Raw genomic sequence first — 23,440 nt, 5'->3', positions numbered from 1 at the left:
CCTCGTTTTACGAGGTTATTTCTATATGCAATACTATTTTTTTCTGAAAACAGAGCAAAAATAGGTATTGTGTGATAGAATACAATATAGATGGTAAATTTTTTCCTAAAGGAGGAAATCAGTAAAATGGCAAAAGAACATTACGAAAGAACCAAACCCCATGTTAACATCGGCACGATTGGTCACGTTGACCATGGCAAAACGACGTTGACGGCTGCTATTACGAAAGTATTGTCCGAAAAAGGCTATGCTAAATTCGAAGACTATGCTGATATCGATAAGGCTCCGGAAGAACGTGAACGCGGCATTACGATCAACACGGCTCACGTTGAATATGAAACGGACAACCGTCACTATGCTCACGTTGACTGCCCGGGCCACGCCGACTATGTTAAGAACATGATCACCGGCGCTGCTCAGATGGACGGCGCAATCCTTGTCGTAAGCGCAGCTGACGGCCCGATGCCTCAGACTCGCGAACACATCCTGTTGGCCCGCCAGGTAGGCGTACCGGCTATCGTCGTATACCTCAACAAAGCCGACCAGGTTGACGACCCCGAACTGATCGAACTCGTAGAAATGGAAGTCCGCGACCTCCTGAGCTCCTACGATTTCCCCGGCGACGAAGTACCTATCGTCGTAGGCTCCGCATTGAAAGCCCTCGAAGGCGACGAAGAAGCAAAACAGTCTATCCTCAAACTGATGGACGCTGTTGACGAATACATCCCGACGCCGGACCGTCCGACGGACAAACCGTTCCTGATGCCTGTCGAAGACGTATTCACGATTACGGGCCGCGGCACCGTAGCAACGGGCCGTGTAGAACGCGGTACGGTTAAAGTAGGCGACGCAGTCGAAATCGTAGGCTTGTCCGACGAACCGAAACAGACCGTCGTAACGGGCGTAGAAATGTTCCGTAAGCTCCTCGATTTGGCAGAAGCTGGCGACAACATCGGCGCACTGCTCCGCGGCATCGACCGTAAGGAAATCGAACGCGGCCAGGTATTGGCAAAACCGGGAACGATTCATCCGCACACGACGTTCAAAGCGCAGGTATACGTATTGACGAAGGACGAAGGCGGCCGTCATACGCCGTTCTTCAACGGCTATCGTCCGCAGTTCTACTTCCGCACGACGGACGTAACGGGCGTTATCAAATTGCCGGAAGGCACGGAAATGTGCATGCCTGGCGATAACGTAAAGATGGACGTAGAACTCATTACGCCGATCGCTATTGAACCGGGCCTCCGCTTCGCTATCCGCGAAGGCGGCCGTACGGTAGGCGCAGGCGTCGTATCTGAAATCGAAGCGTAATTCGCCGTAAGATTACGGGCAGATTAAGACATAGAAAGAGCTGCAAGCATTGGCTTGCGGCTCTTTTTTTAAATATCTCACAAAAATTTATGCAATATACTTGCATATTATTTCAAATAGGTGTATACTAACACCCGTAGACAAGAATACCAGTTACAGCATGTATGTTGCATAGAGGAGGAAGTTATCATGAGTGAAATCAAAAAAATTGTCTTAGCCTATTCCGGTGGTTTGGATACGTCCGTTATTATTCCCTGGCTGAAAGAAAATTATGCCGGCGCGGAAGTCATCGCGGCCTGCGCTGACGTAGGTCAGCCCGACGACTTTGAAGCCATCGAAAAGAAAGCCTACGCTTCCGGCGCTTCCAAAGTATACATCATGGATATTAAAAAGGAATTCCTGGAAGAATATGTTTGGCCGACGGTAAAAGCCGGCGCCGTATACGAAGGCAAATATCTCTTAGGCACGTCCTTCGCCCGGCCCCTCATTTCCAAGAAACTCGTCGAAATCGCCAAGCAGGAAGGCGCCGACGCCATCGCTCACGGCGCGACCGGCAAGGGCAACGACCAGGTTCGGTTCGAATTGACCGTAAAGGCCCTGGCTCCGGAAATCAAGCTCATCGCTCCCTGGAGAATGTGGGATATGAAATCCCGTGAAGACGAATTGGTTTACGCTGAAAAACACGGCGTGCCCATCGATTATAAATCGGAAGAAAATCCCTATCCCTACAGCATGGACTGGAACATCTGGCATCTGAGCCACGAAGGCGACGATTTGGAAAATCCGGCCAACGCGCCGAAGGATATGGTATACATGGTCACGACGCCGCCGGAAAAAGCTCCCGACGTTCCCGAATACGTTACGATTGATTTCGAACAGGGCGTTCCCGTCGCCGTCAACGGCCAGAAGATGGGCGCCGTCGAACTTTTGACGGAACTCAACGCAATCGGCGCGAAAAACGGCGTCGGCATCGTCGATATCGTAGAAAACAGACTGGTCGGCATGAAGAGCCGCGGCATTTATGAAAACCCCGGCGGAGCGATTATCATGTACGCGCACAGAGAATTGGAATACCTCTGCCTCGACCGCGATACGTTCCATTATAAAGAACTCGTGGCCAACAAATATGCCGAACTCGTATACGACGGCAAATGGTTCTCGCCGCTGCGGGAAGCGCTGGACGCCTTCGTCAACGAAACGCAGGAAACCGTCACGGGCACGGTTAAATTGAAACTTTATAAGGGCAACATCATGAGCGCCGGCTCTACGTCGCCGTATTCCCTGTACAGCGAAGAATACGTCACCTTCGGCGAAGACGACGTATACGATCAGACCGACGCGGAAGGCTTCATCAACCTCTTCGGCCTGCCGCTCAAGATGCGGGCCCTCATGAAGCAGCACGCAGAAAAAGCAGGAAAATAAGGAGAGACTAGTACTATGAAATTATGGGGCGGCCGGTTTACGAAGGCCACGGATAAAAGCGTAGAAGAATTTAACGCCTCCATCCAGTTTGACTGCCGCATGTATGCAGAAGATATTTGCGGCAGCATCGCCCACGCGACGATGCTGGAACGGCAGGGCATTATTTCTGCGGCAGATAAGGATGCCATCGTAGCCGGGCTGAAGGCCATCTACGGGCAAATTGAACAAGGTGAATTTGAATTTTCCGTCGAGCTGGAAGATATTCATATGAATATCGAAAAGCGCCTGACCGACGCTATCGGCGAAGCGGGCAAACGGCTTCATACGGGTCGGAGCCGCAACGACCAGGTAGCGCTGGACACGCATATGTACGTGCGCCGGGAAATCGCCGCGATTGCGAAGTTGATGATCCAGCTGCAGGAATCCATCGTCAAAGCGGCGGAGAAGTACGGCGATGTCATCATGCCGGGCTATACCCATCTGCAGCGGGCTCAGCCCATCTTGTTCAGTCATCACCTGATGGCCTATTTCTCCATGCTGTCCCGTGATTTTGCTCATTTGAAATACGCCTGGGATATGGCCGATATGATGCCTCTCGGCGCAGGCGCGCTGGCCGGCACGACGTATCCCCTGGATCAGCCCTTCGTGGCCCGTACGCTCCATTTTGGCAAGATTTACGACAACAGCCTCGACGCCGTCAGCGACCGCGACTACATCATCGCCTTCCTGGAATTTGCGGCCCAGCTCATGATGCATTTGAGCCGGCTGTCGGAGGAATTCATCCTCTGGTCGTCGTCGGAATTCAAGTTTATTGAGTTGGATGATTCTCACTGCACAGGATCCTCCATTATGCCGCAGAAGAAGAATCCCGATATCTGCGAACTCGTCCGCGGCAAGACGGGCCGGTTCTACGGCCATCTCATGGGCGTGCTGACGATGATGAAGGGAATTCCCATGGCCTACGACAAAGACATGCAGGAAGATAAGGAAGGTCTGTTTGACGCCGTCGACAACTTGAAATTTGCCCTTACGATTTACGCCGCCATGATCGAAAAGATGACGGTCAACGGGCAGCATATGCGTGACGTATTGGAAAGCGATTTTTCCAATGCGACGGACATGGCCGACTATTTGGCCAAAAAGGGACTGCCCTTCCGCGAAGCCCACGCCGTCGTCGGCAAGGCCGTCCACTACTGCATCGAGCAGGGAAAGGTGCTGCAGCAGCTCACGCTGGACGAACTGCAGTCCATGAGCCCCCTCTTTGCCGAAGATATTCACCATTTCTTGGACATCGAAACGTGCGTAAACCAGCGCAACACGTATAACGGCACGTCGCCGGCCTCGGTAAAGCGCCAGTGCGAAGCCGGCCGCGGAGCTATCGCTGCCGAGGGAGAAACAGCCGCGCTGTGGAACGATACGGTAGCCTCGGTGTACGAACTGTTAAAATAGTAAAACAGGATATGACAAAAGGCCATCGCTTGGTGCGGTGGCCTTTTTGCTGTGCGGCGAATGTCAATTGTCTTTTTGTTCCGCTTTTTGTACGTATACGACGCGCTGCGGGTAGGGGATTTCGATGCCGTTGGCGTCGAAGGCGTCTTTTACGGCCGACATGATGTCGTACGTCGTGGGAATGACGTCCTGGCGCCGCACCTTGGGATAGGCGGCGATGCGGACGGAGTTGTCGGCGAATTCTTTAATGCCGATTTCCATCGTATCGTTGTTGAGGATGCGCGGGTCTTTGGCGAATATATCCTTCAGGACAGAGATTGCCTTGTGATGGTCGTTATTGTAGCTGATATCGAAGAGGAAGGGAATAAACCGTTCGTCCAGGTAGGAGCTGTTCGTGACCTGGGAAGAGGTGATGAGCGAGTTGGGGATGAATACGGTTTTGTTGTCCTTGGTGATGATGGCCGTGTTCAGCACCTGAATGGCCTTGATGCTGCCTTCAACGCCGCCGATATTGACCCAGTCCCCGGCCTTAAAGGGCTTAAAAATGAGGATGAGCAGGCCTGAGGCGAAGTTTGACAGGTTGTTCTGCAGGGCCAGGCCTACGGCTAAGCCGAAGGCGCCGAAGACGGCGATAAAGGATGTCGTCGGTACGCCGAGCTTGTTGACGGCGGACAGGACGACGAGGGCCATGACGGCGTAATAAATGATCTGGCTGACGAAGGTGATGACGGTGTGGTCGTAGTTGGCGTGGGTCATCATGCGCACGGCGATGTTTTTCAGCAGCTTGGCAATATACCGGCCAATGATGAAGATGACGATAGCAAATAGAATGTCCGGCCCGCGGTCAATCAGCAGATTTGTAATGCGGTCCAGCATAGTCACGCCCTGGGCGACCTGTTCCTTTACGTCTTGGGCGACGGCAGCCGTCGCGGTAGCAGTAGATGTATTCATAGTTTGATCCTTTCTTAAAACAAAAGTCCTTTGACGGCGCCGCAGTACGCCGTTACGGTTCATTATACAGGATTCGCCTGATTTTTGTAATCCCATGGGGGTATATATCATACAAAAATAGGCAAGTACGAGTGAGATGCCTGTCTATGTCAAGATATCATTTGCGTATGACCGCTAGTATCTGGTATACTGTATATGTGTAAAATTAATATTATATCTAATAATGGCGATAATGTAAATGTCTTTTTTGATTTTTTTGGAGGTATAGCCATGGACGGAGCGGAACGGTTTGTAGGATGCATGTTGGGCGGCGCGGCAGGCGATGCGTTAGGGTATCTCATCGAATATGTCGATTTGAAGACGATTCATAAGAAATACGGCCCCTATGGGCTGCGGACCGTATTGAAATTGGAAGCGAACGGCAAGCGGGGCATCATTTCCGACGACACGCAGCTGGCCTTGTTTACGGCCGACGGACTGCTCTGGGCCAAGCACGACGGCCTTGCGCCGGAGGAAGGGCTGTACCGGTCCTACATGCGCTGGTATTATACCCAGACCGAGCGGATTATCCGGCCCGAGCATGCGCGGTGGATGAAAAAGCAGGCCCATGAAGAATCGTTGGGATACGACCTCATGGGCGAACCGTTGCTGTTTGCCCGCCGGGCCCCCGGCAAGGCCTGCTTGATTGCCCTGGCGTCGGGGCTGCGCTTTACGAAGGAGAAAAAAGCCAATGCCTGCAAGAGCAGCGCCGCCCTGCGGACCGGGCCCGTCGGATTGTTTTATGCCGGCGATGCCGACGCGGCCTTTGCCGTGGGCTGCCGGGCGGCGTTGCTGACGCACGGCGGCGCGACGGCTTATTTAGCGGCGGGAACGTTCAGCGCCATCATTTCGCTGCTGGCCGCCGGAAAGACGCTGGGGCAGGCCGTTGTTGGCGCTTTCGAGCGTCTGCAGCAGGAAGAAGGCGGCGTCGAACTATGGAAGACCTTGCAGGCAGCCGTCGACGAAGCTATGAGCGACAGAAACCCCGTGCGGTCCATGAAGAAGCTCGGCCTGGGCTGGAATGCCGACGAAGCGCTGGCCTTGTCCTTATACTGCGTCATGAAGACGACCTCTCTGAAGGACGCCGTCATCATGGCCTGCAATCAGGACGGCGACAGCGATACGTGCGGCGCCGTCAGCGGCAGCATTGCCGGCGCGTTGTACGGCGCGAAAGACGTGCCTAAGAACTGGCTGACCCACATGGAATGCCTGGATCTCCTGCAGGGGCTGGCGAAGGGATTATACGAACAGGGCGTCGGCTCTGCGGCGGCAGAAGCTAAGGAAACGGACGAGTAAACGTACATATTGACATCCTTCCCAATGTACGTATAATGAAACGTAAGACTGCGCCGACGCAACAACCATTGCGTTGGCGGGAACTGCACGCTGTTGGCAGGAAGGAGCGGAACGTATGATAGAATCAATTGACCGGGCGCTGGCAATCCTTCAACTCTTTTTACAGGAAGAAGCGCCTTTGAGCCTTACGCAGATCAGCAAGAAGATGGGAATGCACAAGAGCACTGTGAGCCGGACCCTGGATACGCTGGAGGGGCGGGACTTCGTGCGCCGCGACGGCGAAACGGGTCTGTATTGGCTGGGCCTGCAGGTGTACTCCCTGGGCATGCTGTTCCGCGAAAAGGAATCCTTTCAAAAGGTCGCCTACCCCTATGCGAAGGCTCTGTCCCTTCAATGCAAGGAGAGCGTCCACATGACGACCTTTGTCCAGTCCGACGCGCCGTATCCGCAGCACGTCATACTGGAAAAAATCAAATCGCCCCAGACCGTCGACATGGCGCCTCCTATCGGCGCGATCCGGCCCAGTTACTGCGCGGCGTCGGGAAAATGCCTGCTGGCCTTTTCCGAATCATACTGCCGCCGGTACGCAGGATGCAAATTGAAGAAGTTTACGGAATATACGATTACCGACTGGGACGAGCTGCTGAAGGAGCTGGAAGCCATTCGGCGCAACGGCTACGCCATCGAGCGGGAGGAAGTCGAGCTGGGCATGACCTGCATTGCCGCGCCTATTTTTTCAAATCACGAAATCATCGCCGCTATCAGCGTGTCCGGTCCGGTATCCCGCGTGACGGAAGACATGCAGGAGCAGATTATTCAGGCCGTCAAGAAAACGGCTGCCGAGATTACCCAGGCCCTGCACTAATATGTGTTATGTGAATTATTTGCTATACGATGTATGCTATAAAAGAATACGCAATATGTATTGGACGAAATGAAATTTTATGGTAGAATGGAGTGTGGATAAAGGGGCAGCCGCGCCAGTGTGTCTGCTTTGAGCCGTATGAAAATCCTTTTATTCTTACGGCGGCAAAGCGGTGTGGGAGCATATTGACGGCGACTGCTCAAGAGTTGAGGCGAAAGAGAAATGAACAGCATGATACATGAAGCAGCGGAGCCGGCAGTTCACGTCAGGCATCCGTACAAGACAAGAGAAGGCGGGGCGACGGTGACGGTATTTGTGCCGTATAACTGCCGCAATCACTGCCCGTTCTGCATTAATAAAGAAGAATATTCCGATATGACAGGGTTTTCGGCGGAAAAAATCTGCGAAAGCATCGCCCGCATGGACGCCATTACGCCGTACTGCGATTTTGTGTTTACCGGGGGCGAGCCCTTCGCGGACCTGGATTCGCTGCAGCATATGCTCGACTGCATTCCCCGTACGCATAAGGTATATATCAATACGACGCTGCCCGTGTCGGAGTTTCAGACCGAAGACGATATCATCGCCTTTACGCAGCGCAATAAGGACAAGATTACCTGCATCAACGTGTCGCGCCACATGCAGCATTATGTCGTAGAATCGAACGACGAATTGCTGGGGCGCCTGGCCGTGCCGTTCCGAATCAACTGCGTGCTGTATAAAAACTATCCGGTCCGCGATTTAATCCCCTATTTGGAACGATTCCATGCCATTCCCGGCGCGTCAATCCAATTCCGTTTCGACTATACGGAAACGACGCCGGAAAACCTGTACGACGAAAAGAACGATAAGATCCTTCACGATTTGAAGTACATCGCCCGCTATACGGGGCTGGACGGCTGCCGTATGCGCTGCGGCTTCCATTTCGATTACAAGGGGATGGAGCTGACCTATCACAAGACCCTTCCGTACAGCACCATTGTGGAACGGGATGAAAAAGACGGCGTGACCTACGATATCCTGTACGATATCCTGATCAAGCAGAACGGCGACATCCACTCCGATTGGGACGGAACGATGATGGACGTAGACGCATACCGCCGTGTCGTGTTTGAACCGTACGATTTGAAGTGGCTCTATCGGGAAGAACGGCGGCGCGCGCCGTTTCTGAAATCGGCCTGCGCAGCTATATAATTGCATAACAAACTGGAAGATCCGGCAGAGGCGAATCGCTTTGCCGGACTTTTTTTGCATGGGCATTTCGGTTTTATGCGTGCAGAAAATATGATACAATAATTGAAAATGTAATTTCAGAGTGCACAGTGGAAGGGAGGAGTTGCCGTGGCGCTGACTGTTTTGTTTGGCAAGGGCCGAAGCGGAAAAACGGAATATTGCTTTTCGCAGATGAAGGCCGAAGCGGCCCAGGGCCGCCGCACGCTGCTCATCGTGCCCGATCAGGCGTCGTATAACGCGGAGCGGCGGTTTGCTGAGTCGCTGCCGGAAAAGGGCTTTATGGGGACGCAGATCGTCGGGTTTTCGCGGCTGGCCTACCGCGTATTTCAGGAAAAGGGCAAGGACTGCGCCTTCGTATCGGAATTGGCGCAGAAGCTCATCTTGCAGCGGCTGCTGCGGCGGCACGCCGACGAGTTTACGGTGCTGCAGACGGCGGCGCGGCAGGATAATTTCGTAGAAACGGCCGGCCGGTTTATCGGCGAGTGCCGTTCCTTCTGCATTGGCCCTGACATGCTGCGCCATGCCGCGTCCCTGCTGGGCAGCCAGACCTTGAGCCGCAAGCTCATGGATATCGCGCTGCTGTATCAGGGGTATACGGCCTATTTAGAGGAACGGTTCGGCAGCGCCGACGATACGATGACCGTACTGGCAAGGGAAATTCCTTCGTATTCCTTTTTGCAGGGGGCTCACGTATGGGTTGACGGGTTCCAGTGGTTTACGCCGCGGCAGCTGGAAGTGCTGCAGGCCATCGAGCAGACGGCGGCGCAGGTGACGATTACCCTGACCATGGACCCGGACCGCGTCGAGGCGCAGCGTCGGGAAACAGCCCTGTTCCACCGGCCCTATGCCGTGTACCAGGAGCTGCGCCGCATATTCCCGCACCTGGAGGTACGGCGCGTCGCCGGGACTGACGAAGGGGGCCTGGCCGTATTTTTGAATGAATTTTTCCGTCCCGTGCCGCCGGTACAGGCTGAGGCCGTAAAGGGCTTGATACTGACGGAATGCGGAAACAGGATACTGGAGCTCGACGCGGCGGCCCGCCGCATTCAGGCCTTGTGCCGCCGGGGATACCGCTACCGCGATTTTCTTATTTTAGCGCGGACCGGCGAGGCCTATTACCATATTGCCGAGGAGATATTCGCCAAATACGGCATTCCTTTTTTCAGCGATTACCGGCGTCCCATGACGTCCCATCCTGCGGCGGAGGCCATTTCCTCCCTGCTGGACGTGTTTACGTCCCGATGGGCTCACGAGCCGTTGTTTCAGCTGCTGAAGACGGACTTGTTCCCTATCAGTCGGTGCGATGCCGACGATTTGGAAAACTATTGCCTGGCTTACGGTATCCGGGGCTATCATTGGCTGGCCGGCGAAGACTGGCAGTACGGAAGAAGCCGCTATATCGAGGAAGGCCATGGCGTAGACGAAGGCGAAGAAGAAACGATACGGCATGTCAATGGCATCCGCCGCGCCGTATGGGAGGCCCTGTGGCCGTGCTGGGAAGAGGCGCAGGAAGACCATTCCCTGGCAGATTGGTGCACGCTGCTGTACCGATGGCTGTACGACCTGGGAGTTCCCCAGTCGCTGCAGCAGTGGAAACGCGATGACGAAGGGGCCGGACGGGCTGCTGAAGGAAAGGAACACGAGCAGGTCTGGAAGCGCATCGTCGCCTTCCTTCATGAAATCGTCCGCGTGTGCGGCGACGACGTCGTGCCGCTGCAGGAGTTTTCCCAGATCGTAAAGGACGGGCTGGAGCAGCTGAAATTCAGCTTGATTCCGCCGACGCTGGACCACGTTACGTTTACGTCGGTCGAACGGGGATACACCATGCAGGCCCGCGTCGTCTTCCTCTGCGGCCTGAACGACGGCGTGTTCCCCCAGCGCACGAGCGAAGAAGGCATGCTGAACGACGCCGAACGGCGGAAGCTGGAGGCCCTGGGCGTCCGGCTCGGCCCGGACAGCCGGTTCCGTTCGTTCCAGGAAAAATTCCTCTTTTATCTGGCTGCCGGCCGGGCCGGAGAGCAGCTGCACCTGTCGTATATTCTGGCCGGCGACGACGGCGGGGCGATGGAGCCGTCGTCGTGGATTCGGCAGATAGAAGAAAAAGGCTATGTCGATGCTGTCGGCCATGAAACGGGGATGATCGAAGGGGGACGTGAGGCCGAGTTCATTACGTCCCTGCCGGCGGCCCTGTCGTGGCTGCCTGTCATGCTGCGGCCTGCGGCAGAGGGCAAAGAGACGGACGACGTTTGGTGGGCCTTGTACGACTGGGCCTGCAGCCACGGCTGGAAAGAGCGGGCGGCGCAGTCCGTGCAGGGATTGTTTCACCGCAATCAGCCCCTGCGGCTGCCGGCGACGCTCGTCAAGCGGCTGTACGCGCCCGACGGCGTCCTGCGGGGCTCCGTTACGAAATTTGAGCAGTACCGCAGCTGCCCCTTCGCCTATTTTGCCCGCTACGGCCTGCTGCTGGAAGAACGGCAAATGTATCACTTTTCCGCCCCCGATCTGGGGATGCTCGTCCACGGCGCGCTGCGCATCTTAGGCGAGGACCTGCTTTGCGAACACAAGCAGTGGCGCGACCTCCGAGCGGAAGATATTCCGGCCGCATGCCGCCAGGCTACGGAACGGCTCGCCCCGTATATACAGCACGACATCCTCATGTCCAACGCCTATTTCGCGCAGATCAAGGAACGACTCATCCAAACCCTGGCTCGGACAGTGCGGCGTCTTTGCCAGTTCAGCGAGTCGTCCCAGTTTCATATGGAAGGGCTGGAAAAGGCCTTCGGCCGCAAGGGCAGCCCGTGGGAGGCCCTGCGCTTTACCTTGCCCGACGGCTTGGAAGTCATCGTCACCGGGCAGATCGACCGCGTCGATTCCATGCGGGACGGCGACGCCAAGTACGTCGTCGTCATCGACTACAAATCGGGGCGGAAGCAGCTCGATTTGAGCCAGGTATTTGTCGGCCTGGAGCTGCAGCTCCTGACATACATGTACGTAGCGCTTCTGAACATGGGCGAAGACGCCGTGCCGGCGGCTATCTTGTACTGCTACGTCCGCAACGACAAGACGTCCCTGGACCACGTAGCCGACGAAGAGGAAAAGAAGACCTTATACGATAAAAAAAGCCGCCTCAGCGGATATTATCTCGACAACAGCCAGGTCATGACGGCCTTGGATACGTCGATGGAAGGCTATTCGGAATTTTTAAATTTGCGGTTAAAAAAAGACGGCACCCTGAGCAACGTATCCCATACGATGTACGATGAAGCGGGATGGCAGAAGCTGCTGACGCTGGCCGTTGCGCGGATTCGCGAAATCGCCGGCCGCATAGACAGCGGCGACATCGCCGTGCGGCCTATTTTATTGGGGCAGGCCAGCCCGTGCCGCTATTGCCCCTATCACGCCGTCTGCCGGTTTGACGCGCAGCTGCCCGACAACGGCTATGACGTCGTGACGATACGGAAAGAGGATTTGCTGGAAAAACTGGACGAAGGAGGGAGCGAACATGGCGTGGACACCGGAACAGCAGGCGGCCATTGACAGCCGGGGGCAGACGCTGCTGCTGTCTGCCGCGGCCGGATCAGGCAAGACGGCCGTTCTCGTAGAGCGCATTATCCGCCGTCTTCTCGACAAGGACAATCCTGTCGACATTACGGAGCTGCTGGTCGTGACGTTTACGAAGGCGGCGGCGGCGGAAATGCGGGAACGCGTAGGCGCGGCCCTGGCCCAGGTATTAGCCGATACGGGCGACGCGGCTGTAGAGCGGCAGCTGGCGCTGCTGCCGTCGGCCCACATATCGACGCTTCATTCCTTCTGCCAAGACGTCATACGCAAGTATTTCTATACCATCGATATAGACCCGCGCGTGACGATTGCCGGCGAGGAAGAGCTGCGCCTGCTGCGCAAGGGCGTGCTGGAAGCCGTGTTTTTATCTTATTATGAAGACGAAGAGAAAGCGCCCTTTCTCTATCCGCTGGCAGATATGTTCGGCAATGACCGGGGAGACGACGCACTCATGGATACGGTCAGCCGCATGTACGACTATTCGCGCAGCATGCCCTGGCCCCGGAAATGGCTGGACGATGCGGCCGAAGCCTATGACGTGCCTGACGGCGCGTCTATCGACGAAATGGCCTGGTGCGATCCCGTCAAAAAGCTGGTGCGGAGCAGCGTAGAGGAACAGCTCGGACGGTACGAAGGCCTCTTGGGCGAGATGAAGGCTCGTCCGGCCTTTGCCGGCCCGTACGCCGATTTCGCCGCCGAAGCCGATTCACTGCGGCGCGTGCTGGAGCGCACCGCCTGGGACGATATGCGGAAAGCCGTCATGGCCGTAGAATTTCCCCGCTTAAAGGGGCTGCGCAAGCTGTCTGACGAAGATAAGGTTTTCTGGGAACAGTGCAAGGCCGTGCGCAGCGACGTGAAAAAGGAAATTGCCGAAGGCCTTCAGACGCCTTATTTTTCCGTTGCATCCGACGTCTGGCTGGACGGCGTGAGAGCGATGGCGCCGGTCATGAAAGGGCTGGTGCGGCTGACGGCTGATTTCGCCGAGGCCTATGGGGCGGCGAAAAGGGAAAAGGGCTGGATCGATTTCAGCGATTTGGAACATTTCTGCCTGCAGATTCTCCTGTCGCCGCAGTCGGAGCCGGATCATCCCGTGCCTTCGGCGGCAGCGGAAGAACTGCGCCAGACCTATAAGGAAGTGCTCATCGACGAATATCAGGATACGAACGGCGTGCAGGAACTGATTACGGCCTTGATTTCCCGCGGCGACAACCGCTTCATGGTCGGCGATATCAAGCAGAGCATCTATCGCTTCCGCCTGGCGGACCCGACGCTGTTTCTGGAAAAATACAGGTCTTTCAGCCGCGATGCCGACGCCGTGCAGCGCTGTATCGACTTGGGAAGGAACTTCCGCAGCGCTCCGAATATCCTCGACGCCGTCAACGAAGTGTTCGCCAGGACGATGACCGAAGAAGCCGCCGGTATGGGCTATAGCGAACGGGAACGGCTCTATGCCGGACGAACCGCCCCGGAAGACGAACGCTGGGTCGGCGGCCCTGTCGAGGTGCATATCGTCGATACGGCGCGGGACGACTCGCCGGCAGATGAAGAGACGCCGGAACGGGACATGACGGCCTTTGAGCAGGAATGCCAGGTCATTGCCGAATCAATTTGCCGGCTGAAGGAACAGGGAAAGATGGCCGCCTGCAAGGACGGTACGCTGGAGCCTTTGGCCTATCGCCATATCGTCGTGCTCCTGCGGTCCATGGCCGGGAAGGCGGACGTACTGCTCCGCGTCCTGCAGGCCCATAGCATCCCGGCCTATGCGGAGCAGAACGGCGGCTATTTTGCGGCCATAGAGGTACAGACCGTCTTGTCGCTTCTGCGCTGCATCGACAATCCTGAACAGGATTTGCCCATGGCGGCGGTCCTGCGCTCTCCCATCGCGGCGATGGACGAGCCGTCGCTGGCTGAGCTGCGCCTGGCCGGAGAGCAGTCCCTGTGGCGGAACCTGCCGGCATACGCCGCATCCTTGGAAGAGGGAGAAGAAAAGGAACGATTGCTGGGCTTCTGCGCCAAGCTGCAGGCCTGGCGGACGTACAGCCGCCGGCACGGCGTGGCGGAAACATTGCAGGAATTGTATCGTGATACAGGTTACTACGACTACGTCGGCGGCATGCCCGGCGGCGCCGTCCGGCAGGCTAATTTACAGGCCCTGTACGACAGGGCGCGGCAGTATGAAACTTCGGGCTTCCGCGGGATATTCCGCTACCTGCGCCTCATCGACAAGATGAAGGAAGACGGGCTGGACCTGGCTCCGGCCAAGGTGCTGAGCGAACGGGAAGACGTAGTGCGCGTCATGAGCATCCACAAGAGCAAGGGACTGGAATTTCCCGTCGTCATTGCCGCCGATATGGGCAAGGCCTTCAACCGCCAGGACATGCATTCCCTCATCTTGTTTCACAATACCCTGGGAATCGGCCTGAAGCAGTACGACGCCCAGTGGCGCATGGCCTATCCGACGCTTTTATGGAACGGCATCTGCGCGCAGATCGGCTGGGAAAGCACGGCGGAGGAAGAACGGGTTCTCTACGTAGCCATGACGAGGGCCAGGGATAAATTAATCCTTACGGGCCATACGTCTCACTTGGAGCGGGACTGGCAGCGCTGGCGCGGCCAGGTCAATCCGGCCCGGGCCCGTTCGTATTTTGACTGGGTGCTTCCCGGCGTCGCGTCGCGGCCGGAAAGCGAGGCCTGGCTCTTGGGCGGTGCGCCGTCGTGGCAGAGCGGGCTGTGGCAGGTAACGATTCATAGCCGTATCGGCGCGGCTGCGGCCGATGCAGGGGAACCGGCGGAAGAACCGCGCCTGGCCCGGCTGAAGGAGGGGCTGCCGACGGGAACGGCGGCGCCCCTGTGGATGGAACAAGCTCTGACGTGGACTTACGGCTACCCGGCGGCGACGGAGACGGCGGCTAAATTTTCCGTATCAGAAATCAAGCGGCAGTACAACCTCCGTTACGCCGAAGCAATGGAGGAAGAACAGCCGCCGGCTTCCCCACTGGCCGGCATCGCCGAGGACGAAGATGCCTTCGGCCCGACGCCGCCCTGGCTTGTGGAACAAGACGGCAGCGCCGGCGGCGCATGGCGAGGAACGGTTATGCATAAGGTCATGCAGTATATTCAGCTGACGCCGGATATGACCGACGGGGATATACGGCGTCAGATGGCGTCGTGGCAGGCTGACGGGCTGTTTTCCGAAGAAGAGCTGCGGCTCGTCTTCGTGCCGTCTGTGCAGCGCTTCTGCAGTTCCCCTCTGGGGCGGCGCATGGCCTTGTCTTCCGACGTGCGGCGCGAATATCCTTTCAGCGTGCTCCTGCCCGGCGGCGGGTATTTGCCGGCCCTGGAAGAGGGGGAACGAATCCTCGTGCAGGGGGTCGTCGACTGCCTGTTTTGGCAGGACGGCCAATGGGTCCTCGTCGACTATAAGACGGACCGCCTGCCCGATGAAGAGGCCTTTCGGCGGCGCTACGCCGTGCAGCTGGCATTGTACCGCCAGGCTGCCTTGCAGGTCCTCGGCGCTCCCGTCGGCAGCGCGTACATATACAGCTTTTATTTAGATAGAGAAATTGCCTTTCCATTTTAAATTTTATCCATATAGGTAAGAGTACAAGGAGGTATAGTATGGGAGTTTTTGATGTAGTCGGCCCGGTCATGATCGGTCCGTCCAGTTCTCACACCGCCGGCGCGGCCCGTATCGGCCTCATGGCCCGGGAAATCCTGAAAGATGAGCCTGTAGAAGCTGTGATTACCTTATACGGCTCTTTTGCCAAGACATATAAGGGCCACGGCACGGATAAGGCTCTGGTCGCCGGATTACTAGGCTTTTCAGCCGACGACGTCCGCCTGCGCACGTCCTTTGACCTGGCAGCCCAGCAGGGGATGAACGTCGTATTTCAGCGCTCGGAAGCGGAGGTAGACCATCCCAACACGGTGCGCATCGCCATGACGGGCAAGACGGGAAAGAAGATGGAAGTGCTGGGCGTGTCCCTCGGCGGCGGCAAAATGGAAATCCGCGAGATCAACGGCGCCGGCGTCCTGCTCAGCGGCGAAGAGCATACGCTGATTACGGTGCATCGCGATAAGCCCGGCGTCATCGCCCAGGCTACGACGATTTTGGCTATCGGCCACATCAACGTATCGAACATGCGCGTATTCCGCAGCGCTAAAAATGCGTCGGCCGTTATGATCGTCTGCACGGACAGCCCGGTTCCGCAGGAAATGGTCAGCATGATTCAGAATATTTCCGGAATTGAAAGCGTCGTCACGCTGCTGCCGTTATAGGAGGTTAGGATATGTACCAGTACGAATACAAAACCCTTCACGAACTGATGGACGCGGCGGCAACGCACAACCTGTCGTTGTCGGAAGTCGTCGTGCGCCACGAAATGGAAACGTCGGAACAGACGGAACAAGACGTACGCAGCCGCATGGAAGGCCGGCTGGCCGTATTTAAAGAATCTATCGACGCCGGCTTGAACGATACGGAAAAATCCGTAAGCGGCCTCGTCGGCGGCGACGCCGATAAGCTCCTGAAAGCGGCGCCGAAGCTGCTGGGGCCGCTGGCAAAGAAAGCGGCTGTCTACGCCCTGGCAGTCAGCGAAGCTAACGCCAAGATGTTTAAAATCGTCGCCTGCCCGACGGCAGGGTCCTGCGGCATCGTGCCGGCCGTCATGACGGCCGTGGCCGAAGAGCTGGACGTCGATACGGAAACGAGCGTCAACGCCCTGTTTACGGCTGCCGGCGTCGGCGCCGTCGTATCGCGCAACGCCTCCGTGGCCGGCGCTGTCGGCGGCTGTCAGGCTGAATGCGGCACGGCTGCCGCTATGGCCGCTGCTGCTGCCGCTGAAATGGCCGGCGGGACGAACGACCAGATACTGCAGGCCTTTGCCCTCTGCATGAAAAATACGCTGGGACTGGCCTGTGACCCCGTAGCCGGACTGGTCGAAGTTCCCTGCGTCAAGCGCAACGCCTGCTACGCTATCCTGGCGATTACGGCGGCCGAAATGGCCTTGGCCGGCGTGCGCAGCGTCATTCCGCCTGACGAAGTCATCGAAGCGATGAACGAAATCGGCCGGATGATGCCCGTCGCGCTGAAGGAAACGTCCGACGGCGGCCTGGCTAAGACGGCGACAGGCAAGGCCATTGCCGAACGCTTGGAACGGTCCATGGCCGAATAACGGCATAGAGATATAAAAAAAATCGTCCTCGCGGCGATAGGTTTTTTCCTTACTGGGTATTCCGGCAAGGAGAAAGCCCATCGCGCAGGGACGATTTTTTTTATTCTTGCCCGTTCAGGATGCGGCGCAGCCTGGGACGGAGGACGGGAAAGGGGATGACCGGTTCGGGGACGGCCGGATGATCGCCGAGAAACTTTTCCATCCAGGCGACGTGGTACCAGCGGCTGAATTTGTAGCCGCAGCTGTGAAAGATCCCGACCATGGCGTATCCCATATGAGCGTGGAACTGGACGCTGTTTCGCGTTACGTATTCGTCGTCGGCGTCGGGACAGGTGATGCAGGCGTTCAAATTGACGATGTGCTGCGCCTTCGAGACGGCTTCGAGCGCTTCATACAGCTTTCGGCCGATTCCTTGGCGGCGACAGTCCCGGCGTATGTACAGCGACGTTTCGGCGGACCAGTCGTAGGCGGCGCGGCCGGAAAAGGGCCCGGTGTAGGCGTAGCCTGCAGGGCATCCCTGATGCTCGGCGACGAGATAGGGATATTTAGTCAGCGTCGCGGCGATTCTGCCCGTAAATTCTTCCAGGCTGGGAACGGCGTATTCGAAGGTAATGGCGGTATGCTGCACATAAGGAGCGTAAATCGCCAGAAGGGCTGCGCCGTCTTCAGGCGAAGCCGCGCGGATGATGATGTCGTCTTGGTTCATGAAGGCCTCCCGTGTTGTTGAAGGGGTATCTAAATATAAGACGAGCTGCCGCAGCAGCCAAAGGCGTACGTGCAGCAGCTCGTCAGAGGGGGAATGAGCGTGGGTATACTTATTTTTGAGCCATTGCGGCGCGAACGGCGCCGCCGCTTTTTTCATATACGTTTACGCGGCTTTGGGCGAAGGCCGGATGGCCTTCCAGGCGGCGGTAAATCGTACGGCACAAGCCTGCTGAAATCGGCGTATCTTTAGGCTGGTTCATAAAAGCGATAAGCAATTCAGATTCGAATTGACTCAGCTCCACACATCGTGTTTTCATAGCGTCATCCCTTTGCGTAAATAAATTTTGTTAGCCTGCGGCGTATGTATTCATTGTCATTTTACTATATTTCCTGCCCTTTTACAAGGGATTTATGGGCTGGGCACAGCGTATTGTTATGCCCTTTCCTATTTTATGGAGCAGTAAAACGTGGTACAATAGGGACGTCATACGCTAAACTAAGGAAGTGGTTTTTATGATGCAGCATATACTGGCCGTGGCTGTCGGCGGCGGCATCGGAGCCGCTCTGCGGTATGCCGTCACGCTCCTTGCCAACGCGCACGGCGGCGTCGCCTTCCCTTATGGGACTGTTTTGGTCAATATCATAGGCTCTTTTCTCATCGGCCTGCTCATGATGTATTTTCAGGCCCAGGCCGACTTGCCGCCGTCGGTGAAGCTCTTTGCCGTCACGGGCGTCCTCGGCGGCTTTACGACCTTTTCTACCTTTAATATGGAATTGCTGACCTTTATCCGGGCCGGCGAGATGGGTTTTGCCCTGCTGTACGGCGGCCTGAATGTTGTCGGCGCGTTTTTATTCTGTTGGCTGGGCCTGGCGGCGGGGACGGCGCTGTGGTAAGGGAAACGGATTTATTTCCCGTCGCGGACGGTAAGCTCTAAAATGTCGGGCCGCGCATAGTGGCCGACGCCGTCGAACTCCATGTGGCTCATCGGCACGGCGTCCATGTCGAGGTCGGCGTAGATGATGGCCTCCTGATTCCATACGGGCTCGGTGACGCAGTGGCCGTAGGGGTCGATAATACAGCTGCCGCCGATGCACGTTTCGTCTTTCAGCCTGGCGATTTCGTCTTTCGCCAACAGCGTGTCAGGATACATGGCCTTCGTAAAGTACTGGTCGGCGTTGATGACGTAGCAGTGGCCTTCGATGGCGATGTGCCGGATCGTGTCCTGCCATTCGGGATTGTCGTTGGTATTAGGAGCAAGATACAGGGAGACTCCCTGCTGATACAAGGCGACGCGGGCCAGGGGCATGTAATTTTCCCAGCAGATAAGGGCGCCCATGGGGCCCCACGGCGTGTCCGTGATGGGAAAATACGTGTCGGGGTCGTGCGAATCGGCCCAAATATACCGTTCCGCTCCCGTCGGCTTTATCTTGCGGTGCTTTGCGGCGAGTTTGCCGTCGGGAGAAAAGACGAGGTTTGTGCAGTACAGGGAATAGTTCGTGCTGTCCCGCTCCGTAATGCCGATGCTGACGTAGGCCCCCGCTTCTTTGGCGGCCTTGCCGATGCGGTCGGTGTCGGCGCTGGGGACGACGACGGAATTATCGTAGTATATCTTCCAGTCCTTGCGGCCGTCTTCGGACCGGCTGCCGACGTTGAAGCCGAAGGTCAGCCCGTAGGGATAGCAGGGGACGAGGGATTCGGGAAAGACGATGAGTTCGGCACCGTGCGTTCCTGCTTCGGCGATTTGGCTTACGACCTTATCGAGGGTCGCGTCCTTGTCAAACATGACCGGCGACGCCTGCACGACGGCGACGCGCAGATTTTTTTTCAGTATTTTCATAGGTGTGGCCTCCTTTGCATGAATATAATCTGATTGTATCAATAAAACGGCGGTTTGCGAAGAGGGGCCTTCGAGTTTGACGCGATTGCCTCGTTCCTATGTGGATATTATACATAGGATATAGCCGCCATTTATGCTATAATATGACTGAACTGGTGAGGAGGGATACAGTGCGCATAGATATACAACAACGACCTTCGCGATTTTTCGCCATGAACGACGCCGGCCCCATGCCGCTTCGTCACGGCGAGTACGGCGAACAGGTGCAGGACTACTTTCATAAGCTGTTTCCCCACCGCGAATGGAAGGTTTTTTCCGACACGACGGCCAGCCCGATTCCCATCAGCGTGGAAATGCTGTACCCGACCGTAGAGGAGCCCTTTTATCTCCTGCATACGATAGGGATGAGCGCCGTTCCCATGCATTACCCCGCCGGCAGGCTGGAAATGGGCCACGAGGTGTACGGCGAGCTGTGCATGATTTTGCCGGCAGACTGGCCCTTCGGCAAGGGGAAGGACGTCGCCCTGACCGACGCCGCGGCCTGGCCGATTTGGATGCTCATGGAGCTGGGGCGCTTTCCCCACGTGCATCAAATCTGGATATCCTATGGGTTTATCCTGCCCAATACGGAGACGTGCGAGCCCTTTTCGCCGATGACGGACTTGTCCGGCGTCATCATCGTCCAGTTTGAAGGCGAGCTGGGGGCCCTGACTATGGCCGACGGCACGACGGTCGAGCTGCTCATGCCGATCCTGGCCTATAAGGAAGAGCTGGATCTGTGCGATGAAATCGGCGTCGACGCCGTCATAGATGAAATTCTGGAAAGCAACAGGGGTTCCTTTGCCCTGGATGTCCGCCGCGCCAATGTGGCTGCCGGCGGCACATATGAATAAAAAGACAAGATAAAGCGAATATATATAAACAAGAAAGGAGATGCACCCAGTTTGGTTACAAGTGATACGATTGCAGTACCGCAGAGCCCGGAAGAGGCGTACCAGGTATACCGCGACGCCGCTTCCGCCGTATTTTTGGCTGGAGCCCAGGGCTTAAAATACAAGAAAGACCATTACGGCCTCATCGTCGACTTATCGAAGGCCGGGCTGCGGTATATCCGCGACGCCGGCGACGAAGTGGCTATCGGAGCCATGACGACGCTGGCCGACTTGGAGAAATCGCCGGTCGTGCAGGCCATCGCCGGCGGCGCCATATGCCGGTGTATTCGGGATATCAAGAATTCCGACGAGAAGAAAGCGACGATTGGCGGAGTCGTCGCCGTGAAGGCGCCCTTTTCCGTCGTGCTGCCCGTGCTGATGTCGCTGCGCGTCGACGTCGTCCTGGAAGGAAAGGGGCGCATGAACCTTGCCGACTACATTCCCTGCCCGCCTATGCGGGAGATGGTTTCGCAGGTCGTCATTGCGAAGGAAGAGGTATACACGGCCTTTGCAGCCTATCGCAAGCTGCCGACGGACGAACCGTACCTGACGGGAGCCGTAGCGGCCCTGGACGATGAATGGCGCGTCGTCGTGGGCGGCCGTCCCGGCGTCGCCGCCATTGCCGAAACGGCCAGCGCGGAGCTGACGGAAAAGGGGATGGCTGTACGGGAGAACGTGGCTCATCTGGCCAGCGAGGAATTGGACTTTGCCAATTACGGTACCTGCTCCGAGCAGGAACGGCGGAGCCTGACTGTCGACATGGTCCGCAAGCTGATTAAGGAAGCGTGGAAAGGCCGCAGCGCCCAGCTGCAGAAGGCCGGAAAAAGATAAAGGGCATCATCAAAAGGAGGAGATTCGTCTATGTATCAAGATAATCGGTGGCTGCGCATGCTGAAGCCGGGCATTACGGCAATCGTCGGGGCCGGCGGCAAGACGACTGTATTGGAACGGCTGGGGAAATACGGCCACAACAGCAAGCTGCCCATCATGATCAGCAGCACCGTCCCCATGGACAGCGCTTACATCGATAATGTAGAGCCCTTCGACGTCATCTGCACGTCCGACGTCGAAAAAGGAGAAGCATTCTGCGCAGCCCGCATTGCCGACGGCCGCGTGCCGGCCTGGTTTTGGGGCCTCGATGGCAACGACTGCTACACAGGCCTGCCGACGAAGGTCATCGAGCAGCTCAAGGTACGGCATCCGGCCTGGTATATCCTCATTGAAGGAGACGGAGCCAAGGGCAAATGGCTGAAAGCGCCTCTCCCCGACGACGTGCCCGTTCCGGTAAACTGCGATACGATTATCGGCGTGCTGAACCTGCAAATGCTGGGAAACTCGCTTCTTCCGGAAAAGGTAGAAGGCATTGAAACGGCGACGATGATCATGGGCCGGTCTCAGGGCGCCGTCATTACGCCGGCCATGCTGGCAAAGCTCATCAAGCATCCCCGCGGCATGTTCCGCGGCATGCCCTGCGCCCGCATTTTATTCTGCACGGGGTATAACGCCGTGCAGCACCGCATGACGGAAGCCTTGCTGGACGAAATGGAAGATTTCGGACTGGTCGCCAGCGTATTGGCCGACGGCTACAGGGAAGCCTGCACTATTCGCCAGTACGTTTCCTACGAACCTAGATAGAAAGAAAGCGCTTACAGTATATGATAGCAAAATTGAAATTAGCCTTGGGCTGCGTGCTCATCGTCGTCCTGGCTTCGGCCGGCCTTACGATGCACGTCATGAGCCATTCCTTCGACCGGGTGCGGTCCGTCGTCCTGCCCTTTGAACGACAGGCCAAGGAGGTATACGTAGGAGATGAATTTTCCCTGCCGCCGGCGGACAACGACCTGCCTGTATACGATCGGTATACGACGCGGGAACGCCGGGCCAAGGGATTGCCGCAGACGTACGGCGCGAAGCGGTCTTACTTTTACGGCGACCACGTCGCCTACCTGACCTTTGACGACGGGCCGAACCGGGCGAATACGGAGAAAATACTGGATATCTTAGAGCGTGAGCATATACGGGCGACGTTCTTCCTGACCGGACGGAACGTAGGCCGCTATCCCGACGTGGTGCGCCGCATATATCAGTCGGGCCACGCCATCGGCGTCCATTCGTACAGCCACGACTACAAAAAATTGTACAGCTCTCCCCAGGCCTATATAGACGAGCTGCTGAAAACAGAAGAGATGATTTACCATATCATCGGCGTCCGGCCGGTCATTTCCCGGGCGCCGGGCGGTACGGCCGGCCACTTCACGAAGGAATACTGGCAGGCGATTCAGGATATAGGCTACGTCGACGTCGGCTGGAACGCCTTGACGGGCGATGCCGACGGCACGGGCAAAACGGCGGCGAAGGCCGTGGAAAACCTGCGGAGCCAGCTGGCGGCCAGACCGTATTTAAATACGCATCTTATCATATTAATGCACGATGCTGCCGGCCATGAGGAGACGGTCAAGGCCCTGCCGCCCATCATCGCCATGCTGAAGCAGCAGGGCTATACGTTCCGCGTCGTTACGCCGTCGACGCCGCCGGCCTGGTAGGATATAGTTTAAATTTTTCTTGACAACAACCTTCGTTTAGGTATACAATGGCACCAACAAATTTTAATTATTACACAAAGGAGACCATCTAAATGAAGGTTTTGTCATCTTTGCCTAT

At 56.8% G+C, this 23,440-nt stretch carries 18 protein-coding genes and 1 pseudogene; 15 read left to right on the top strand and 4 right to left on the bottom strand.

What is annotated here, in order from left to right:
• Window positions 1-126 precede the first annotated feature (126 nt).
• From tuf to argH, 3 genes are all read left to right on the top strand, one after another.
• On the top strand, window positions 127-1,314 hold the full coding sequence (tuf, locus tag DKB62_RS04285) for an elongation factor Tu (protein WP_115759885.1): 1,188 nt from the start codon (window positions 127-129) through the stop codon (window positions 1,312-1,314).
• Window positions 1,315-1,503: 189 nt separating this feature from the next.
• A complete protein-coding gene (locus tag DKB62_RS04280; protein WP_107195795.1) occupies window positions 1,504-2,736 on the top strand; it encodes an argininosuccinate synthase in 1,233 nt (410 codons plus the stop codon).
• Window positions 2,737-2,751: 15 nt separating this feature from the next.
• Window positions 2,752-4,185: an argininosuccinate lyase gene (argH, locus tag DKB62_RS04275; protein ID WP_107195794.1), complete on the top strand. Its 1,434-nt coding sequence runs from the start codon at window positions 2,752-2,754 to the stop codon at window positions 4,183-4,185.
• Window positions 4,186-4,248: 63 nt separating this feature from the next.
• Here argH and DKB62_RS04270 read toward each other — a convergent pair whose 3' ends face one another.
• A complete protein-coding gene (locus DKB62_RS04270; protein ID WP_107195793.1) occupies window positions 4,249-5,136 on the bottom strand; it encodes a mechanosensitive ion channel family protein in 888 nt (295 codons plus the stop codon).
• A 270-nt stretch (window positions 5,137-5,406) separates the two neighbouring features.
• On the opposite strand from DKB62_RS04270, the gene DKB62_RS04265 reads away from it, so the two are divergent.
• The 7 genes and pseudogenes from DKB62_RS04265 to sdaAA all read left to right on the top strand — a co-directional run bounded on the left by DKB62_RS04265 (window position 5,407) and on the right by sdaAA (window position 17,304).
• On the top strand, window positions 5,407-6,471 hold the full coding sequence (locus DKB62_RS04265) for an ADP-ribosylglycohydrolase family protein (RefSeq protein ID WP_087478549.1): 1,065 nt from the start codon (window positions 5,407-5,409) through the stop codon (window positions 6,469-6,471).
• Window positions 6,472-6,586: 115 nt separating this feature from the next.
• Complete coding sequence (locus DKB62_RS04260; RefSeq protein WP_107195792.1) at window positions 6,587-7,336, top strand: IclR family transcriptional regulator; 750 nt, start codon at window positions 6,587-6,589, stop codon at window positions 7,334-7,336.
• A 222-nt stretch (window positions 7,337-7,558) separates the two neighbouring features.
• A pseudogene (locus DKB62_RS12950) lies at window positions 7,559-7,804 on the top strand (hypothetical protein); the annotation flags it as partial.
• 873 nt (window positions 7,805-8,677) lie between these two features.
• Window positions 8,678-12,106, top strand: a complete 3,429-nt coding sequence (locus DKB62_RS04250) for a PD-(D/E)XK nuclease family protein (protein WP_107195791.1) — start codon at window positions 8,678-8,680, stop codon at window positions 12,104-12,106.
• Entirely contained in the window at window positions 12,072-15,710 is a 3,639-nt protein-coding gene (gene addA / locus DKB62_RS04245; RefSeq protein ID WP_107195790.1) for a helicase-exonuclease AddAB subunit AddA, read from the top strand. The genes DKB62_RS04250 and addA overlap by 35 nt, the downstream gene beginning before the upstream one ends.
• 38 nt (window positions 15,711-15,748) lie before the next feature.
• Entirely contained in the window at window positions 15,749-16,408 is a 660-nt protein-coding gene (sdaAB, locus tag DKB62_RS04240; protein ID WP_087478545.1) for an L-serine ammonia-lyase, iron-sulfur-dependent subunit beta, read from the top strand.
• 11 nt (window positions 16,409-16,419) lie between these two features.
• Window positions 16,420-17,304 (top strand): L-serine ammonia-lyase, iron-sulfur-dependent, subunit alpha, encoded by an 885-nt coding sequence (sdaAA, locus tag DKB62_RS04235; RefSeq protein WP_107195789.1) that lies wholly within the window; start codon window positions 16,420-16,422, stop codon window positions 17,302-17,304.
• A 100-nt stretch (window positions 17,305-17,404) separates the two neighbouring features.
• Here the strand turns inward: sdaAA and DKB62_RS04230 are convergent, their stop codons facing one another.
• Both DKB62_RS04230 and DKB62_RS04225 read right to left on the bottom strand, forming a co-directional pair.
• A complete protein-coding gene (locus DKB62_RS04230; protein ID WP_198643468.1) occupies window positions 17,405-18,010 on the bottom strand; it encodes a GNAT family N-acetyltransferase in 606 nt (201 codons plus the stop codon).
• Between the two features lie 109 nt (window positions 18,011-18,119).
• Entirely contained in the window at window positions 18,120-18,326 is a 207-nt protein-coding gene (locus DKB62_RS04225; protein ID WP_143747176.1) for a hypothetical protein, read from the bottom strand.
• Between the two features lie 196 nt (window positions 18,327-18,522).
• On the opposite strand from DKB62_RS04225, the gene crcB reads away from it, so the two are divergent.
• Window positions 18,523-18,903, top strand: coding sequence for a fluoride efflux transporter CrcB (gene crcB, locus DKB62_RS04220; protein WP_232818767.1), 381 nt, complete (start codon window positions 18,523-18,525; stop codon window positions 18,901-18,903).
• Window positions 18,904-18,914: 11 nt separating this feature from the next.
• Here the strand turns inward: crcB and DKB62_RS04215 are convergent, their stop codons facing one another.
• Entirely contained in the window at window positions 18,915-19,847 is a 933-nt protein-coding gene (locus DKB62_RS04215) for a carbon-nitrogen hydrolase family protein (RefSeq protein ID WP_107195788.1), read from the bottom strand.
• 170 nt (window positions 19,848-20,017) lie between these two features.
• On the opposite strand from DKB62_RS04215, the gene DKB62_RS04210 reads away from it, so the two are divergent.
• Genes DKB62_RS04210 through DKB62_RS04195 form a run of 4 tightly spaced genes read left to right on the top strand, consistent with a single transcriptional unit; the run spans window position 20,018 to window position 23,322 of the window.
• Window positions 20,018-20,740 (top strand): suppressor of fused domain protein, encoded by a 723-nt coding sequence (locus tag DKB62_RS04210; protein ID WP_232818766.1) that lies wholly within the window; start codon window positions 20,018-20,020, stop codon window positions 20,738-20,740.
• 51 nt (window positions 20,741-20,791) lie between these two features.
• The gene (locus DKB62_RS04205; RefSeq protein WP_107195787.1) at window positions 20,792-21,610 is read left to right on the top strand and encodes an FAD binding domain-containing protein; all 819 of its coding nucleotides are present in this window, start codon (window positions 20,792-20,794) and stop codon (window positions 21,608-21,610) included.
• A gap of 30 nt (window positions 21,611-21,640) precedes the next feature.
• Complete coding sequence (yqeC, locus tag DKB62_RS04200) at window positions 21,641-22,414, top strand: selenium cofactor biosynthesis protein YqeC (RefSeq protein ID WP_087478540.1); 774 nt, start codon at window positions 21,641-21,643, stop codon at window positions 22,412-22,414.
• A 20-nt stretch (window positions 22,415-22,434) separates the two neighbouring features.
• Window positions 22,435-23,322, top strand: a complete 888-nt coding sequence (locus DKB62_RS04195) for a polysaccharide deacetylase family protein (RefSeq protein ID WP_107195786.1) — start codon at window positions 22,435-22,437, stop codon at window positions 23,320-23,322.
• The last annotated feature ends 118 nt before the right edge of the window (window positions 23,323-23,440 follow it).

This window comes from Megasphaera stantonii, assembly GCF_003367905.1.
GTDB lineage: Bacteria > Bacillota > Negativicutes > Veillonellales > Megasphaeraceae > Megasphaera > Megasphaera stantonii.
Note: the sequence above shows the minus strand (reverse complement) of the source record. Positions and strands in the feature narration are given on the sequence as shown.